This is a genomic window from Candidatus Profftia sp. (ex Adelges kitamiensis), from assembly GCF_020342455.1.
Taxonomy (GTDB): Bacteria; Pseudomonadota; Gammaproteobacteria; order Enterobacterales; family Enterobacteriaceae; genus Profftia.
Window position 1 is genome coordinate 323,537 of record NZ_CP080506.1, and the last position, 21,325, is coordinate 344,861.

General features: G+C 26.8%; 6 protein-coding genes, 3 tRNA genes and 1 rRNA gene. All 10 read left to right on the forward strand.

The annotated features are described in order from the left end of the window. Positions 1–27: 27 nt before the first annotated feature. The 10 genes from glyS to pykF all read left to right on the forward strand — a co-directional run bounded on the left by glyS (position 28) and on the right by pykF (position 21,054). A complete protein-coding gene (gene glyS, locus K0T98_RS00755; RefSeq protein ID WP_225639515.1) occupies positions 28–2,097 on the forward strand; it encodes a glycine--tRNA ligase subunit beta in 2,070 nt (689 codons plus the stop codon). A gap of 2,560 nt (positions 2,098–4,657) precedes the next feature. Beyond that, entirely contained in the window at positions 4,658–5,263 is a 606-nt protein-coding gene (gene dolP, locus K0T98_RS00760) for a division/outer membrane stress-associated lipid-binding lipoprotein (RefSeq protein WP_225639516.1), read from the forward strand. A 1,640-nt stretch (positions 5,264–6,903) separates the two neighbouring features. Further along, positions 6,904–8,449: ribosomal RNA gene (locus tag K0T98_RS00765) — 16S ribosomal RNA — on the forward strand. 71 nt (positions 8,450–8,520) lie between these two features. Beyond that, positions 8,521–8,594: transfer RNA gene (locus K0T98_RS00770), tRNA-Ile, on the forward strand. A gap of 41 nt (positions 8,595–8,635) precedes the next feature. After that, positions 8,636–8,708, forward strand: a tRNA-Ala gene (locus K0T98_RS00775). Between the two features lie 389 nt (positions 8,709–9,097). Beyond that, on the forward strand, positions 9,098–10,717 hold the full coding sequence (locus tag K0T98_RS00780) for a peptide ABC transporter substrate-binding protein (RefSeq protein WP_225639517.1): 1,620 nt from the start codon (positions 9,098–9,100) through the stop codon (positions 10,715–10,717). A gap of 1,980 nt (positions 10,718–12,697) precedes the next feature. Continuing rightward, complete coding sequence (tkt, locus tag K0T98_RS00785) at positions 12,698–14,692, forward strand: transketolase (protein WP_225639518.1); 1,995 nt, start codon at positions 12,698–12,700, stop codon at positions 14,690–14,692. Between the two features lie 2,505 nt (positions 14,693–17,197). Further along, positions 17,198–18,568: an MATE family efflux transporter gene (locus tag K0T98_RS00790; RefSeq protein WP_225639519.1), complete on the forward strand. Its 1,371-nt coding sequence runs from the start codon at positions 17,198–17,200 to the stop codon at positions 18,566–18,568. A 198-nt stretch (positions 18,569–18,766) separates the two neighbouring features. Continuing rightward, a tRNA-Val gene (locus K0T98_RS00795) sits at positions 18,767–18,843 on the forward strand. Between the two features lie 795 nt (positions 18,844–19,638). Further along, entirely contained in the window at positions 19,639–21,054 is a 1,416-nt protein-coding gene (gene pykF, locus K0T98_RS00800; protein ID WP_225639520.1) for a pyruvate kinase PykF, read from the forward strand. Positions 21,055–21,325 lie beyond the last annotated feature (271 nt).

Consider the following 21,325-nt stretch of genomic DNA (forward strand, 5'->3'; position numbering starts at 1 on the left):
TAAAAGTAGAGAATATTAAAGGGATTTATGATTCAACAAACTTTTCTAGTTGAAATAGGTACTGAAGAGCTACCACCAAAGTCACTACGTTTTCTAGCAGAATCTTTTGCAACTAATTTTACTGTTGCACTTGATAGTGTAAATCTTACACATGGTAAAGTTTTTTGGTATGCGACACCTCGTCGTTTAGCCTTAAAAGTTACTAAACTAGATAAATTACAGCCTATTCGTAAAATTGAAAAACGCGGCCCATCTATTGATCAATCATTTAATTTTGAGGGCAAACCCACTAAAGCAGCTCAATTTTGGGCTCATAGCTGTGGTACTAACTTAGATCATGTTGAAAGATTCAAATCTAATAAAGGTGAATGGTTAATATTTCGTTCTATTCAAAAGAGGTATAGTGCTCAGCAACTTATTCCTACTTTGGTATCAAATGTTTTAAGTAAGTTACCATTTCAAAAGATGATGCGTTGGGGTAGTAATAATTCTCAGTTTATACGTCCAGTTAATACAGTTACTATGTTATTAGGTAGTGAATTAATCCCTTTAACTATTTTTGGTATACAGTCTGATCGCATAATTTGGGGTCATCGTTTTATGGGTGAGGAGCGATTTATTATCAATCATGCTGATCAATATCCTCAAATCTTAATGGAGCGTGGAAAAGTAATCGCGGATTATGAAATGCGTAAAGCGATAATAAAACGTGATTCTGAAAAAGAAGCGCAAAAAATAGGAGGTATCGTTCATATCACTGAAGAACTTTTAGAAGAAGTGACTGCTTTAGTAGAATGGCCGGTGGTCCTTACTGCTACTTTTGAAGAGAAATTTCTTTCTGTACCTAATGAAGTATTAGTGTATACCATGAAATATGACCAGAAATATTTTCCAATCTACAATGCTAGAGGTAGATTGCTTTCATATTTTATTTTTATAAGTAATATTGCCTCTAAGGATCCTAAATGTATTATTCATGGTAATGAAAAAGTTTTGCGTTCTCGATTTGTAGATGCTGAATTTTTTTTTAATACTGACCGCAAAAAACGTTTAGAAGAATATCTACCTAATCTAAAAAATGTACTATTTCAACAGGCACTAGGTACTTTATATGATAAGACTAATCGTCTGGAAGCATTATCTAGTTGGATTGCAGGTCAAATAGGTGCTAATGTAAAATTAGCTGCTCGTGCAGGATTTTTATCTAAATGTGATTTAGTTACTAATATGGTTTTTGAATTTCCTGGAGTTCAGGGTGTTATTGGTATGCATTATGCACGTGCAGACGGCGAGGAAGAGGAAGTTGCTGTTGCTCTAAAAGAGCAGTATTGGCCTAAATTTTCTGGTGATTTTTTACCAGAAAATTTGATAGCAAATTCGCTTGCTATAGCTGATAAAATAGATACCATTACTGGCATGTTTGGTATTAGACATTACCCAAAAGGAGATAAAGATCCATTTGCTCTTCGTCGAGCAGCATTAGGTTTAATGCGTATTATTATTAAAGGAAATTTTCCATTAGACTTAGTTGCACTTACTAAAGAATCCGTATATTTGTATGGCCATAAAATTACTAATAAAAATGTTATAGATGATGTAATAAATTTTATGCTAAATCGTTTACGTGCTTGGTATCAAGAACAAGGTTATACATCAGATACTATTCAGGCTATTTCAGTGCTAAGTCCAACAAAGCCCATTGAATTTGATGCGCGCATAAAAGCGGTTTCTTATTTTCGTTCTTTACCTGATTCTAAAGCATTAACTACCGCTAATAAGCGGGTTTCTAAAATTCTAGCAAAATCTACTGAAATTTTAGGGGATCATATCGAAACTTGTTTATTAAAAAAAACAGCAGAGATAAAATTAGCAATGAATCTTATTATTATGCGAAACAGATTAGATCCTCTTTTTGCTCAAGGTAAATACCAAGAAGCTTTGTGTGAGCTTGCAGCTCTACGTGAGCCTATAGATCTATTTTTCAAACAGGTAATGGTTATGGATAATAATGAACGAGTACGCATTAATCGCTTAACTTTGTTAAAAAAAATACATGATTTATTTTTAGAGATTGCTGATATTTCTATTCTGCAGTAATGTAAAATACCACGTCAAATCTATATTATATTATTTATAATATTCATATTCTATAAACTATATTATATTTTATAGTTCAAGTTATAACAATTTTATATATAATTTAAATAATTATAAATATAATTTATTTATATTTTAGTAGCGTTAGTGAAAATCAATACATATCTACCTACTATTTTGTATAGTATAATTTAGATATTATCTCAGATAATGTTTTTATATCTTCAATATACTTATACATTTTATTTTGCTATACATTGATTCAGATAAGGAATTATAGACATAGATATATTTTATTATTCCTCATGTATCATCTCTATCAAATAATGTAGTATTATCTACTATATAAATTAATTAATAAATAGGAAATATAAAGTATTTTTTAGATTTTATACTAATAATAGTATTTTTTATTTGTTATAGATTCTATAATATTTATTATGCCTCAGGAATATTGATTATTCCCACAGCTATAATTTTATTTCTAATATAGCCTAGTTATAGATGATCAGAAAAATACAGCTAATAAAATTTTGTAGTTATTTTATATACTCTGATATTATCATTGTATAATTCTTTGTTTAATTAAATTAAAATTAACTATAATTTAATTTTTTGCTTTTACTTTAATAAGTAGCTAATAGTTATAAAAAACTGTTAATTAAATATATTTTTAGTATAAATAATTTTTATTCCTAATAAAACATGGTTTCGCTTTAATAATTCCTGGTATTTTTTCTGATATTTAGTATAGCTAATATATATTCTTGCATTATATAATTCATAACATTCTTTAATTTAATTTTAAATTATCTAGTCTAACTATTTTTACTCTCATTAGTATGTCTTTTATGTAGTGTATACATTTGGTATGTATTGGATAAAACATAATAATATTCTCTAGTATAGCTATTTTAAAAAATATTTATAGTAATTTTTGACTAAAAGGTATTAGTTCACTAAACTAAATTAGTGTAGGCAATACAAGTAAAAAATTATTAAGACTGATAAATATAAAATACCTTTTACTTTAGGAAAGTTTATTTGTTCGTATACTTATAATTTTAGTGAATATCACAGTAAATTAAAGTATTTAAGGGGGGATTTATTTTATAGGTAAACATTATTAGAGATATTCCATCAAAACAATTAGTGTAAGATAGTACAGTGTTATTAAGTTCTATTACATAAATAATACATCTATCACGTTAAACAATGTATTATAGTAATATGTGTTTTATATATATGTACTAGATAAAATATAAGGTCATCATGATTAATTGTAGTATATTTTGGGTTAGTCTTTACTATATGTTTATTGATTAATACTATTATCTTAATAAAAAATTATATCATGTATCATTAGTTATCTATAGTATATATATACTACTATATTATCTTATATAATGAATTTTTTTGATATTGAAATATTTTGTTATTATAACCTTTTAAGTTATTAATTAAACCTTGTGATAATTTTAATATAATTTATATCTAATCAAGTATATGTAAATTTATTTATATAGTAATTGTTTATAACAAATATTTTTATATATAATATATATTTGTATATATTCAAGTATGCAAACTATTTAATAAAATATATAAAATAATATACATTTAGATATTATTTTTAGATGATAGATATTATAAATTTTACGCACTAGTAGGATGGGTAAGTAATAAAATTAATTATAATATCTAATTAATATCTTTTAAATATTAAATAATATTTACAATTAAGAGATAAAATAAAATTTTTTAATAAAATTATAAAAAATAATTTTATTGCTTATTTTTTTAACAATGCTCTTGTTTTGATAAAAGAAGCATATTTTGAGTCCTAGAATAACGTATTAATAAAATATTTTTATAAGAACATCAAATATTTTACTTATAAAATAACTGATTTAAATTAAGATATATTATATTGTTATCAGATTATTTATATTTTAATACCTAAAACAGTATATTATAAATTCTAATATATTATATTTTAATTATTATATAGTACTTTAAAATTATTTATTTTATAAAGATAATAAAATTATACTTATTTATTTTGTTATCTTGCTTGCATTTTAATATATATACATTTTTTAATAAAATTAAAGGTTATGTTATTTTTTTCTAAAAAAATATTAAATATTACATTTATATTTTTGGTAAGTATTAATGCAAAAGGTGTTATTGATAATATTTTTCTATTTTTAATATTAGATTTGAATGTAATTAATTAGTGGTAGTGCATATTTACTACTACGTACACTCTATATTTAATAAAATGCACATTAAAATAATAATATATACTTTTATAATGCAATGCATTTGTACAATAGATTGATAGTTGTAATATTCTTTGTTAAGAGTTTTAATCTAGAATAACAATTCTAAAATTATTATTATTTTGATAAATATTAACTTCTGTTAAAATAATTGTTTTAGTAAAATTTATAATCTTCACATTTTTTGTTACTGACATATTTAAGGTATGCATATTATTTTATTTTCTCTATATTTTAATATATAATATATATAAAGTATAATGGGAGCATTATAGATGATTAAGTATTCCCTAATCAATAAATATTTCCTATTATTATTTGTCATAATAGGTGTACTATTTCTTCAAGGGTGTATGGCTGCTACTGTTATAGGTGGTGCAGTAGTAGCTACACAAACAGCTATTGATCCCCGTAGTTTAGGGACACAGATCGATGATCATACGTTAGAATCTCGTATTTATAATGCAATAGATAAAAATAAACAATTAAAACAAGAAGCGCGTATCATTATTACTGTTTATCAGGGAGATGTATTACTTACTGGTCAGGTAGTATCGTCAGATTTAATATCCTATGCTGAAAATACAGTAATGAATATAGCCTCTAGGAGCGAGATTTATAGCGAAATACGTACAGGTACACCTATTAATATTATTGCGATTTCTAAAGATTATTGGATCACTACTAAAATACGGTTTAAAATGTTAATTAATACTATTATTAAGTCTCCCAATATAAAAGTAGTAACTGAGGATGGAGAGGTTTTCTTACTTGGTCTAGTAACCTTAAGTGAAAGTAAAGAGGCTGCAAAAATAGCCAGTCAAGTTAGTGGAGTAAAACACGTTACAACAGTATTTAATATTTTAAATAAAAAAATGTAGTATTAAGTACATTTTTAATGCATTAAATTTTATATATTTTTATCACAATAAATATAAAGATATAATGGTATTGTTAGTATTATATCAAAATTATAGTAACTAATCAATCAATGTAATTATAAAATTAATAGAAAATTAAATTCAAGATAAAATACTAGATGTGATATTTTAGTTATTTATTGCATATAAAAACTTAATATAGAGTATAATATATAGAAAATAGATATAATGTATTTTATTTTATTGTATTTTATTTTAACTATCAATAAAATATTAAATTATAACTATTTGGTAACAAGAATAATTTAAGTAATTCTTAGAACTGGATTAATAAAATTTCTATATACTAATTTATTGTTAATAACTCAGATGAATTGTCAAATTATTATTATCACAGTGTAATTATGTAATAGTATAAATAAAGATAAGTTATTTTTCTTGCAGAGATAACTACTAAAATACATAGTAAATATCATAATAGTTTTTATGGTATTTATAATATATTTACATCTACCTTTGGTAGGAATTTTTTTATAAATTACTCATTACTATACCAGTATAGTGTACTATATGTATATATAGTGAACCTGTTTATAAGATAACGCATTAGATATTTATGAGATATTTTTACTAAAATAAGTAAATTCACTTATGTATATTTTAGGATATATAGCAATATTACAGATAAAAATTATTTTAAATAAAATATGTACATTTATAATATAATATAAGATAAGCATAAAAGGAGAAATATTTATTGAAATGTTTTAGTAAAAATAGTATAAAAGATACTAGGTTATAGTAATTGGTATATTACAAATTATAACATAATACATTATGTTGTAATGTATAATATAGTTAGTTACTTACTGATTTCTTTAATAATCTAATCTATAGATTATTAAAGAAATCATATTTTCTCTAAATTGATGTGTAATAGAAAATGTTTTATATTTAAATATTTATATAGCAAAATATTTTATTCTATAGTAAAATTATTAATCTCAAGATTAATAATAATATTTTTAATATTACATTAGAAAGAAGGGCTATACAGCTACTATACTTAATTTAATATAAATTTTGAGGTAAAAATTTACTATCAGAATTATTTACCATTAAGTGAATATAACTTGATTTCTTGTTTCATAAGTATTTACTTACGTTTTAGATCTAAATATAGTATAAAGCAATCTAGAAATAAAAAAATAATTTTAGCTCTCTAAAGATTTATTTTATAGTTTTAGATTCTATTTAAATATAAAATTTGAGTTGTATTTTAAATTTTAAAGCATATTATTCAATCATAATAAATGCCTCTCTATTAATAATCTAAATATAATTTTTATATATAGATATAAATTAGTAATATAATTTTTTTAAAAAAAATTTGACTTTTACTAATTAAACATGTAGTATAAGTAATTTACCGCTAATATAAAGTTATTTTTATTAGCGCTGCTCTTTAATAATTTATCAGAAAATTTGTGTGGGCACTTACAAGACAATATCTAACGTCTTTTGGACGATAAAATGTAAAAGTCTTGAGAAATGACCAATTAGTATTTTATATCAACAAAAGTACTATGAAAGTTAATTTTTCAAGTATGGTTTAAATTTATTTTAAACTATCAAGATTTTAATTGAAGAGTTTGATCATGGCTCAGATTGAACGCTGGCGGCAGGCCTAACACATGCAAGTCGAGCGGTAGCACAAAAGAACTTCTTGTTCTTCGGGTGACGAGCGGCGGACGGGTGAGTAATGTCTGGGGAACTGCCTAATGGAGGGGGATAACTACTGGAAACGGTAGCTAATACCGCATGAAGTCTTTAGACCAAAGTGGGGGACCTTCGGGCCTCACGCCATTAGATGTACCCAGATGAGATTAGCTAGTAGGTGGGGTAATAGCTCACCTAGGCTATAATCTCTAGCTGGTCTGAGAGGATGACCAGCCACACTGGAACTGAGACACGGTCTAGACTCCTACGGGAGGCAGCAGTGGGGAATATTGCACAATGGGCGCAAGCCTGATGCAGCCATGCCGCGTGTATGAAGAAAGCCTTCGGGTTGTAAAGTACTTTCAGCAAGAAAGAAAATATTGTGGTTAATAACTACAGTAATTGACGTTACTTGCAAAAGAAGCACCGGCTAACTCCGTGCCAGCAGCCGCGGTAATACGGAGGGTGCGAGCGTTAATCGGAATTACTGGGCTTAAAGCGTACGCAGGCGGCTAATTAAGTTAGATGTGAAATCCCCGAGCTTAACTTGGGAATTGCATTTAAAACTGGTTAGCTAGAGTCTTGTAGAGGGGGGTAGAATTCTAGGTGTAGCGGTGAAATGCGTAGATATCTAGAGGAATACCAGTGGCGAAGGCGGCCCCCTGGACAAAGACTGACGCTCAGGTACGAAAGCATGGGGAGCAAACAGGATTAGATACCCTGGTAGTCCATGCCGTAAACGATGTCGACTTGGAGGTTGTGCCCTTGAGGCGTGGCTTCCGGAGCTAAAGCGTTAAGTCGACCGCCTGGGGAGTACGGCCGCAAGGCTAAAACTCAAATGAATTGACGGGGGCCCGCACAAGCGGTGGAGCATGTGGTTTAATTCGATGCAACGCGAAAAACCTTACCTACTCTTGACATCCAGAGAATTTGCTAGAGATAGCGAAGTGCCTTCGGGAGCTCTGAAACAGGTGCTGCATGGCTGTCGTCAGCTCGTGTTGTGAAATGTTGGGTTAAGTCCCGCAACGAGCGCAACCCTTGTCCTTTGTTGCCAGCATGTAAAGATGGGAACTCAAAGGAGACTGCCGGTGATAAGCTGGAGGAAGGTGGGGATGACGTCAAGTCATCATGGCCCTTACGAGTAGGGCTACACACGTGCTACAATGGCACATACAAAGAGCAGCAAACTCGCGAGAGCAAGCGAACCTCATAAAGTGTGTCGTAGTTCGGATTGGAGTCTGCAACTCGACTCCATGAAGTCGGAATCGCTAGTAATCGTAGATCAGAATGCTACGGTGAATACGTTCCCGGGCCTTGTACACACCGCCCGTCACACCATGGGAGTGGATTGCAAAAGAAGCAAGTAGCTTAACCTTAGGGAGAGCGCTTACCACTTTGTGATTCATGACTGGGGTGAAGTCGTAACAAGGTAACCGTAGGGGAACCTGTGGTTGGATCACCTCCTTACATAATTAAGATAGCGTTAAGTGAGTGTCCACACAAATTTTCTGATAAATAATAATAAAAAATTCCTTTATAGGCTTGTAGCTCAGGCGGTTAGAGCGCACCCCTGATAAGGGTGAGGTCGGTGGTTCAAGTCCACTCAGGCCTATCAATTTTATATAATATTAATTTATGAATCTTATAGCTATGGGGGTTATAGCTCAGCTGGTAGAGCGCCTGCCTTGCACGCAGGAGGTCTGCGGTTCGAACCCGCATAGCTCCACAACGCACTCTTATTATCATTAGTTCAATAAATGCATATCCTCTTAATAAATAAATATCTGTACTAAAATTAGTAAACATTAGCTTATAAATGTTTTTACTTATTTACTAAAACTAAGCAATTATTATATTTAATATTGGTTGAAAAAATCTTGTTACTTAGTAAGTTTTAATTAAAAATTTATCAAAAATATTTTAATTATTATCTTAAAATTTATTATTTATTACTATTATAGTAGGATAATAATCCTTATTAATATTAAAATATTTTTGTACAAGTTTTATGCAACAGTTTTTTAGTAAAACTACTACTCATTGCAGAGTATTTAATATATTAAAATAATAAAAATTATTTTAGTAACTTTTAATATATTATAGGTTTTTATATTTATGTATATTTTTCGTATTATATTACTAACTATACTTATTATTTTTAATTCAATAATAACACAAGCTGCTCAAGTTCCTTTTGGAACACAACTTGCAGATAAACAAGAAATTATTCGTCATATTAAAGATGAACCGGTATCTTTAGACCCGGCTAAAGTAGTAGGATTACCTGAGGCGCAGGTTATACGAGATTTATTTGAAGGTTTAGTTAAACAGGGTATAGAGGGATATCCTGAGCCTGGTATAGCACAAAGTTGGCAAATAACTAATAATAATAAACACTATGTTTTTAAATTGCGAAAAGATGCTAGATGGTCTAATGGAGAACCTGTAACATCCTACGATTTTATATACAGTTGGAATAGATTGATAAATCCAATAACACTTTCTCCCTGTGCCTGGATTATGCAAATATCTGGTATTTTAAATGCCGAAAGTATAATAAAAGGCAGAGTACCGATACAAAAATTAGGAATTACTGCTCCAGACTCACATACACTTATTATACAATTAGATAAACCCGTTCCTTTTTTTATGGATTTATTATCACATGTAAGTATGTTCCCAGTTCCACAAAAAAATATTGAAAAATATGGTAACGATTGGACTAAAATAGGAAATTTAGTAAGTAATGGTGCTTTTTCTATAAAAGAACGAGTTGTAAACGAAAAAATAGTTTTAAAACAAAATCCTTATTACTGGGATCATGCTAATACAGTATTAACTAAAGTGACTTTTCTTACTATTAATCAGGAATCTATCGCTACTAAACGCTATTTAGCAGGTGATATTGATATTACTGAATCATTTCCAAAAAATATGTATCGTAAATTTATTCAAGAAATACCAGAACAAATATATACACCTCATCAGTTAGGAACCTATTACTATGCTTTTAATACACAAAAACCTCCTTTGCATGATGCTCGTGTACGTCGTGCCCTTTCCTATGCTATAGATCGAAATATTATTGTAAATAAAGTGTTAGGTGCGGGTGAAAAACCTGCCTATTATTTAACACCTGATATTACTAATGGTTTTCATGAGTTACCATTATTAATAAAAAAAATAACTCAAGTGGAACGTGATAAATATGCGAGACAATGGTTAACAGAAGCCGGATATGGAACAAAAAAACCACTAAAATTAACACTATTGTATAATACATCAGAAAATAATCAAAAGATTGCTATTGCCATAGCATCTATGTGGAAAAAAGCTCTTGGTGTTAGAGTTGTTTTAACAAATCAAGAATGGAAAACATACATTGATAGTCGTAATAATGGTAAATTTGATGTAGTACGTGCATCTTGGATAGGAGATTATAATGAAGCATCAACATTCTTATCATTACTCACTTCTAATCATAGTAATAATATTACAAAATTTAAAAGTTTAAGCTATGATAAGTTATTAAAAATAGCTAATGAAGAAACAAATGAGGTTAAACGCAATGTTAATTACGCACAAGCAGAGATAGTTATTGCTGAGCAGGCTCCTATTGCACCAATATATCAGTATACTAATAGTAGATTAATTAAGCCATGGGTAAAAGGATACCCTATAACTAATCCAGAAGATATAGCATATAGCCAAAGTATGTATATATTAAAACATTAATTTTATAATCTAACAGTTTTTATTATACAGTATAGTATTATAAATAATATAACAGGTTATATTATTTATTTATTACTTTTAGTACAATGATACATAGAATGTTATTTTCATTTCATTAAAATAAATAAATATTTTTATAATTTAGTAAGCATATTACGTAAATTAGATTTTTTATAACATATTATATATTTAGGTTATTATAAAATTGCTTTCTCTAAAAAATTTTTTTAAGTTTACAATAACTTAGTTTTATCTTAGTCTATCAATAATATTCTATATTTTACTTTTAAAATTGTATTACTATAATAACAATTTATATTATTTTATTATATTTTAAATGTATCTAATATTCAGAGAGACTTTATATACTTTTAATCTAGTTTAACAGAGCAGTGAATACATTTGCAAAGCAAGTTAATATATATTTTTATATTGAAAGGAATTTGTTAAAGTTTTTCATTAGGATAAAAAACTATCTATATTTAAAATATTATCTAAGACAACTATAAGAAGTTTATTTTTTTCATATATTTGGAATATTATTCCAGTAAGTGGTTGTAACTTTTTTTAATTATATTATCTTATCCCCTAATTATAAGGTATTTTAAAAACAAGGAAATCCATTAGGTTAGTCAGAAAATATTAGTTATTATTGTAAAGATATCTAAATACTACAAATATAAATCATCTTTTTTGTTTATACTGTTCATCCTAAAACTAAGATATAATCATTTCATACCCAGTGATTTGTAACAATCTCTTTACTTTTTTGTATTGCGTAAGTAATACTTCTTTGCTGTGATTTATCACATGATAATATGCTAGATTTTATCTAGTTTTTATTATTACTTAATATTAGGATAGTTAATAGAAAAAATATACTGGGATATTATAATAAATATCTCAAAATAATAAGATTTTCTTATTAGAAGGATTTTTTTATTAAGTTAATTAGTATTTATTTTAAAAAATATTTAAAGATAATTTTTTTATTGTATAAATTTTACAGATGCATTAAAAGTATTCAAATATATTTTTTTTAACCTTTTTAATATTGTTGAATAACATACTATTTTAATGTTATAAAAAATTACTGACTATTATGCTTTATTACTTATACTTTATATTTTATATTTACTACATATATTTTTTTTGGATTAATTTATTTAATAAGAATCTATAATTAGTTTTTTAAAAATACATATATAATCATTTATTATATGTATTTTTTAATTTGAATATAAAAACCCTTTTTATTGTCAGGTATTTTTGTATATACTCTTCACAATATCTAAATTATAGTATATAATATTTTATATTTATCAATAGTACAGTATATTAATAATAATTTCTTTTATATACGTATAAGCTTTATTAGAGAAATGTAATTTGATTATTTAATAATACAAACTAGATATTATAAAAGAAAAAAAATTTAACTATATGAAATATACAATATAATAATTAAAACATCTTTTTATTAAAAATATTTAATTATTATGATATTTTTTATTATTATTTGTTCAATATTTAATAATATTTACTAGTATTATGAATATTTCGTTTGTATATCTTATGTAGTGATTATTATAATGTAAATATATACCATTGATTATTACTATATATTTTCTGTTTTTTCTTTATTATAGATTATCCCTTAAGTTATAAAAAATATTTTTATAAATGTTTAATCACTAAAATTCTTAATTAAGAATTAAGATATCAAAAAAAACATCATAATAAATTATATATTTATAGTCATATAATCTGAGTGAAAGAAACCTAGTGTATTTATAGAACATATAGAATATTGGCTTGATAATACATATTATATTATATAATTCATATAAATATATTATTAGGGGTATTAAAGTGTATTACATAAAAAAACTCATTTAATATTAGCAAATTTCTATTTTTAGATATAGGTACTTGTGATACTTAATAACCATGTTTCTTTAAAAACTAATGGAGTATGATATGTTCTCTCGTAAAGAACTCGCTAATGCAGTACGTGTACTTAGTATGGACTCTGTACAAAAAGCTAACTCCGGTCATCCAGGTGCTCCTATGGGTATGGCTGATATTGCGGAAGTATTGTGGCGAGATTATATGAATCATAATCCAATGAATCCAAATTGGGTCGACCGTGATCGTTTTGTATTATCCAATGGTCATGGTTCAATGTTAATTTACAGCTTACTACATCTTACTGGTTATAACCTATCAATTGATGAGCTAAAAAAATTTCGTCAGTTAAACTCTAAAACTCCTGGTCATCCAGAATATGGTCATACACCTAGTATAGAAACTACTACTGGCCCATTAGGGCAGGGTATAGCGAACGCAGTAGGTATGGCTATTGCAGAACGCACGTTAGCAGCACAGTTTAATCGTCTCCACCATCAAATAATCAATCATTATACTTATGTATTCTTGGGAGACGGTTGTATGATGGAAGGTATTTCTCATGAAGTTTGTTCTTTGGCTGGTACGTTAAAATTAAACAAACTTATACTTTTTTATGATGATAACGGTATTTCTATAGATGGTAACGTTAAAGGATGGTTTACGGATAATACTGCTAAACGTTTTGAATCCTATGGTTGGAATGTAATATATGGAGTAGATGGTCACGACTCTGTCGATATCAAAAAATCTATTGAAAAAGCACGTAAAATTATAGATAAACCCTCTTTAATTATATGCAAAACTACTATCGGTTTTGGTGCTCCCAATAAAGCTGGATCTCATGAAGCTCATGGTGCCCCATTAGGTACCACTGAAGTAGAAGCTACCCGTAAAGCATTAAACTGGCATTATAATCCTTTTGAAATTCCCCAAGAAATATATACCCAGTGGGATGCTAAAAAAATAGGTGAAGCTAAAGAAAAAAACTGGGATAAAAAATTTGCTGCTTATGCAGTTGCTTTTCCTCTTCTTGCTACTGAATTTAAACGTCGTATAAGAGGTCACCTTCCTTTTAACTGGTCTAAAGAATCAAGTAAATTTATAAACTATTTACAAGCAAATCCTTCTAATATAGCTAGTCGTAAAGCTTCTCAAAATACACTAGAAGCTTTTGGTAAGATACTACCAGAATTTTTGGGTGGATCTGCTGATTTAACACCAAGTAATCTTACTATGTGGTCTGGCTCTCATCCTATCCATAAAGTATTATCTGGTAACTATATTCATTACGGTGTACGTGAATTTGGTATGTCGGCGATAATGAATGGTATTGCTTTGCATCGTGGGTTTATCCCATATGGTGCAACATTTTTGATATTTATGGAATATGCACGCAATGCCATACGTATGGCATCATTAATGAAAATTCGTAATATTTTTATTTATACCCACGACTCTATTGGATTGGGTGAAGACGGTCCAACTCACCAACCAGTTGAACAAATATCTAGTTTACGCCTAACACCAAATATTTACACATGGCGTCCCTGTGATCAAGTTGAATCAGCTGTTGCTTGGAAGTGTGCTATTCAGCGCAATGATGGTCCATCAGCTATTATCTTATCTCGTCAGACTCTTACTCAAATGATTCGTACTTCTGATCAAGTTGATAATATTTCTCGTGGTGGTTATATTTTAAGAGATTGTATAGGACATCCAGAACTAATATTAATTGCAACTGGTTCTGAAGTCGAGTTAGCAATGCATGCTGCAAATAAAATGACTGATGAAGGACTTAAAATACGAGTAGTCTCTATGCCTTCAACTGAAGTTTTTGATAAACAAGAAGATACATACCGTGAGTCGGTATTACCATTAGAAGTTACTGCTCGAGTTGCAATAGAGGCTGGTATTGCTGACTTTTGGTATAAATATATCGGCCTTAAAGGCGATATTATTGGTATGACTACCTTTGGTGCATCTGCTCCTGCTGAAATACTGCTTAAAAAATTCGGTTTTACTGTAGATAATATTATTGAAAAAGCAAAAGCACTACTAAAATAATCTACTATTTATATGTATTGTAGAATACAAATAATAATATTAAATTATATGGAATAATTATTCCCCATATATACTTATAAAGTATGTGATAATCTTTATTGATTAGCGTTGATAATCTATATTATTATATACTTTATGGTATGTAGTTAATTTACTTACCTTGTTTAATTATCAGCATAAAATAAACAACATAAAATATTAAAGCCGATATAAATAAATACACTATATTAATTGTAATAAAACTTATAAATACTAGTTTAAAATTATTTTATAATATAGTACTAGTCAATTAATACTTATAGTGTCTGTAAATTTTATATCTTTATTGTTATAGATAAAAATAAGATAAGCACTTCATTATTTATATAATCTATATATTACTCAGTAAATAATACTAGTATATATAATGTAATATCTTTTAAAAGTAGACTATCAATTCTAAAAGTAAATTTTTAGTGTATAAATAGATATAATCTAGGTATTAATAAGTACCTATTACTGCATTAATATATTTATAGATAATATACTTTCGGGGTATATATTAGTATTTGAGAAATTAAAAATAAAGACAGATAGTAAATTAGTTAATGCTCTTATTGATTTTAATTAATTATTACTGAATAGATAAAAAATACTTACTTTTTATTACTGTCCTTGATTAATGTTAGCTGATGATATCTTTTATTTATATAATGATATATTGTATAATTTTCTGAAAATAATTTAAATATCTATTTAATAACAGAATATCTCTATATCTTTAAAAGAAATATAATAATATAATTAATATTATTAAATATAATAATTATATATTACTTATATTATTTGTTTAAATATATATTTTTATTAGATATATAATGATATTAATTAAATTTTATTTAATATAATATTTTGATAAAAGTAAAGACTACAAGTTTTTAAAATATGCTTTAAGTTTATAATATAACATTATAAAAATATTTTTAGTTAATTAAGATCCCAGTAATTTTTATTTATTCTTTATTATTAATAACTTAAGTTATTTCAAATAAAATTATTAATATTTTTCTTGTAAATAAAATAAAATTATTAATATTTTTCTTGTAAATAAAATAAAATTATTTAATTTTTCATAAAAATTATTAAATGCATTATTACTGTAATAAATTTTTTTAATTTACATAACCAAATATATATCTTTATATTAATATATCATTAAATTCTTAAATAATATTTTAAAATCTTACTAACAATAGTAAGATAAAAAATACAGAAGATATTATAAAATATTTAGATCACTATATAGGTATCGATCTAAAAATAAAGCGCTTATTATTTCAAAGAAATATTGTAGAATAAAAATATTAATAATATTTTTTCTATAATCTTTTAGGATAGTTAAAACTAGATCTTAATATAAATAGTAATTTATAGATTAATAATATAATACTAACTAGACTGATTAAAATAACTAAGATATATAAGGGTGTTAATAACACATTTTTTATTCTCATATATCTATTCAAGATAGATAGAAGATAAAATAAGTATTATTAAATAAATAAATAAATAAATAAATATTCTTAGTATATAATATAATTAATATTAATTTAATTAGTAAGATTAAATAATACCATCTTAGTTTGAATATAGCTCAGATACTTTATGTAATAAATAAATGATTGTTAGTAAGCATACGATTCATAGTATCAATGACCTCTTGTGTTTTCTAGTCTATTTCTATATTTACTTTTATCACCTAAAATATTTATATATCAAGTATTTTATAAGGTTATTACTTAATAATTTACACTAAAATTAATAATTATGTCTGAACTTATAATATTTAAAATATTAAAATACCTAATCTATATTTACTATAGAACTTATTTATACTTAACTTAAAAGAGTGATGTATAATTATTTATTTTTATTAAATAAAACCTAACGCTTTTATCTTTCACTTTTGTAATATAAAATGATATACGTTATTAACTACTGATACACCTAGTTATAAATTTTATAATAACTCCTACGAAAATTTTATAACTTAGCTGAAAATTTTTTATCATATATAGATACTACCATAGCTGTATATTACACGATGCCGGTGAATATAAATAAATAATTTAGAATAATATTCTACATGAAATTAAATAGTAATTTGCTTAAAGTTATATTAAAAATTAAAATATACTTTTTTATTTTTATTGCTTTTTATAAATATAATGATTTGTTTATACTAAAGTAGTAAAAAATTTATTAAGTTTAATTTTTATATTTAAAAAATTATTATTGTAATCTAGATAAATAGTACAATAATTATATCTATTTATAGAATTTGGGTTTGTTTACTAATTATAAAGAATATATAATATATCTAATTAAATTATATATTTACATTCTTAGTGTATTTTATAAGACTAAATTTTATTATTTTAATAAGTTTTAAATTATTTAGTTATATTTTTAATGTTTCTATAAAGATCTGTTTATTTTTTTATTATACAAATAAAAGGTGTATATGTGCAGAAATATTGGATAGAGGCGTGCAGTTTATTAACTCTAGCTATTCCTGTGATTATTGCGCAAGTTTCACAAACCGCCATGGGTTTTCTTGATACTATTATGGCGGGTGGAGTCAGTGCTACAGATATGGCAGCAGTTGCAATTGGAACTTCTATTTGGTTACCAGTTATTCTTTTTGGACATGGATTATTACTCGCACTAATACCTATTATCGCACAATTAAATGGTGCTGGTCGACGCGATAAGATTATTCATCAAGTGCAACAAGGATTTTGGTTAGTTGTAGGTATTTCTAGTATAATTATTACTGTACTTTATAATGCAAAATATATCATATATATGATGCATAATGTAGATCAGGATTTAACTGAAAAAGCTATTGGTTATTTACATGCTATTATGTGGGGAGTTCCTGGCTACCTATTATTTCAGGTATTGCGTAACCAGTGTGAGGGTTTATCAAAAACTAAACCAGGGATGGTAATAGGTTTTATTGGATTACTTGTTAATATACCTGTAAATTATATCTTTATTTATGGTAAACTTGGAGCACCAGCTCTTGGTGGTGTTGGTTGCGGTATAGCAACAGGAACAGTATATTGGGTTATGTACTTTATTATGCATTGGTATGTACGTCACTCTCCTAGCTTGAAGGATTTAAAACCGAAACATATAGCAACACCACAATGGATAACAATTTATAGTTTAATTAATATTGGCATGCCAGTTGCTTTAGCACTATTTTTTGAAGTAACATTATTTGCAGTAGTTGCTCTATTAGTTTCACCTCTTGGTATTGTTTCAGTAGCTGGACATCAAATTGCTTTGAATTTTAGTTCAATGATGTTTGTACTACCTATGTCATTAGGTGTAGCGGCTACTATTCGTGTTGGACATCTTCTTGGCGAAGGTTCAGCTGATAATGCAAAAATTGCGGCACATACTAGTCTCGCTGTCGGAATAACTATGGCAGCATGTACAGCAATTTTTACGGTTATATTTCGTGAATCGATAGCTATGATCTATAATGATAACGATGAAGTAATTACTATGGCATCTCATTTAATGCTATTAGCAGCAATTTATCAAATTTCTGATTCTGTACAAGTTATTGGTAGTGGTGTCTTGCGTGGTTATAAAGATACTCGTTCTATTTTTTTTATTACCTTTACAGCTTACTGGCTATTAGGATTGCCAGTAGGATATATACTTGCTCTAACCAATTACGTGATCCCAGCAATGGGGCCAAGTGGTTTTTGGACTGGATTTATTATTGGTTTAACTTCTGCTGCTGTAATGATAGCTATGCGTATACGTTGGTTACAAAATCATCCTTCTATATGGATATTACAGAGAGCAACTCGTTAATAGTTTAAATTTGTATAAATATTACATATTTATTTCAGTAAATTATCTTAAATAATTAAAATTATCTTGTTGAATTAAAGATACATTTATTATTTAGTACAATATTAAAGTAAATAAAATTTTTTATAATGAGTATTGTAAGTATTATTATATATCTTTAATATTGATTAAAATCTATATATAAACAATAATAAATATGCGTCCGTAGCTCAGTAGGTTAGAGCACCACCTCGACATGGTGGATGTCAGTGATTCGAATTCACTCGGACGCACCATAAATACTAATTTTAAGGTATTTTTTCTATTGTTAGAATATTATTTTTTTATTAAAGATAAGTATAAGTATTTTGTATTTAGATCAATGTTTAAGTTTATAACCTATAAAATTATCTATAATAGTATTATAGATATTAAAATGAAATGAGATGAAGAATAATTTATATTTATCCCTTACTATATAGTTTTTATTTTAAAACAGATTAATAGTCATAGACTATATTTATTATTAAAATAATATACCATTAAGATCTTAGATAAATTATATTAGTAATATAAATTATTTAAATATATTAATGAGACAAAATAATAATATTATAAGACATCTTACGATAAAAATATTTTAAGTAGAGAACAAAGAAGTATATAAAATACATTAATTCTTATTAATTAGTATTAATAATCTGTTATAGTAAGAATAGAGTTTGATTTTTCCTAAATAATTTATTTAAATCTGATATTATATGAATTGTGGATGATATTAATGTAATAATAATTATTAAACGATTGTAATTTTATTACATGTTGTTAATATGAAAATTTTATATTAAAAATATACAATACTCTTAGCTAAGAGGTTCTTATTTCAACAAGATTATTTTATTTAAAATAACCTATATAATTTAATGATAATTTATTTTAATTTGTATCAAGTAATTTGAATTACTTATATTTATAATTAAAGAGTATTTAATTTTTAAGTTATATACTTTTAGTATATATTATCTCATACTTTATTTGAGCGCGACTATTACTTTTAAAATCCATCATGACTTGCAGAAAAAATAAACTTCATGAAAAAGACTAAAATAGTATGCACCATAGGTCCTAAGACCGAATCTGAAGAAATGCTTAATAATATGTTGACCGCCGGTATGGATGTCATGCGTCTAAATTTTTCTCACGGTGATTATAAAGAGCATGGAAGGCGCATTAAAAATATCCGTGCTGTCATGCAGAAAACTGGTAAGAAAGCAGCTATATTATTAGATACTAAGGGTCCAGAAATTCGTACTATGAAATTAGAAAGTGGTAAAGAAGCAGAATTAATTGTTGGTCAAACTTTTACTTTTACTACAGATCATAATAGTATAGTTGGTAATACAAGTCGTGTAGCAGTAACTTATCCAGGTTTTGCTACTGACTTAAAAATTGGTAACATTGTATTAGTTGATGACGGCTTAATTGGTATGGAAGTAATAGCAGTTTTAGAAAATGAGGTGGTGTGTAAGGTGCTTAATGCAGGTCATTTAGGAGAAAATAAAGGCATTAATCTTCCAGGCGTTTCAATTCAACTACCAGCTTTAGATGAAAAAGATAGGTGTGATTTAATATTTGGATGTGAGCAAAAAGTTGATTTTGTTGCAGCTTCATTTATACGTAAAGGTTCTGATGTAATAAAAATACGCGAACATCTTAAAGCACATGACGGCGAAAGTATTCAGATTATTTCTAAAATAGAAAATCAAGAAGGTCTAAATAATTTTGAAGAGATTTTAGATGCTTCTGACGGTATAATGGTAGCTCGTGGTGATTTAGGTGTTGAAATTCCGGTCGAAGAAGTAATTTTTGCTCAAAAAATGATTATTGAAAAATGTAACTGGGCAAGTAAAGTAGTGATTACTGCTACTCAGATGCTTGATTCTATGATCAAAAAGCCACGTCCAACTCGCGCAGAAGCAGGTGATGTTGCAAATGCTATTTTAGATGGTACTGATGCTGTTATGCTATCTGGTGAAAGCGCTAATGGTAAATATCCTATAGAAGCAGTGAATATTATGGCATCTATCTGTGAACGTACAGATCGTGTTATGCACAAACGGATTAAAACCATTCATAACAGCTTTAAATTGCATATTACCGAAGCTGTTTGTTGTGGAGCAGTAGAAATTGCAGAAAAATTAAATGCACATTTAATTATTATTGCTACTTCTAAAGGTAAATCTGCTAAAGCTATACGTAAATACTTTCCAGATGCTATGATCTTAGCTTTAACTAATAATCCAGTTACTTCTCGCCAGTTAATTTTAAGCAAAGGGGTAGTTCCCATCTTGATAAAGGATATTATTTCTATTGATAATTTTTATCTTATCGGAAAAGAAGTAGCTATTACAAGCGGTTTAGCTCATCAAGGAGATGTAGTAGTGATGGTTTCTGGTGCACTAATGCCAAATGGTACTACTAATACCTCTTCTGTACATATTTTATAATATAAAAAATTTAAATGTTAGTTTGTTTACACTATTCTATCTTAGGAAGAAATTTATTCTCTATTATAATAATTTTTAATAATACATGTTAATATTAAAATAATTACTTATACGTTATCCAAATAAAATATATGGAATAAGGTAATCAAAATTTCTATACACTAAAAGTCTTTTATACTTGATATTGTATAATATAATATAATAAAATTGCTTATTTAAGCTGTATGAATTTTCAATATATTTTATACGGTAGTAATATGTATTTTACATT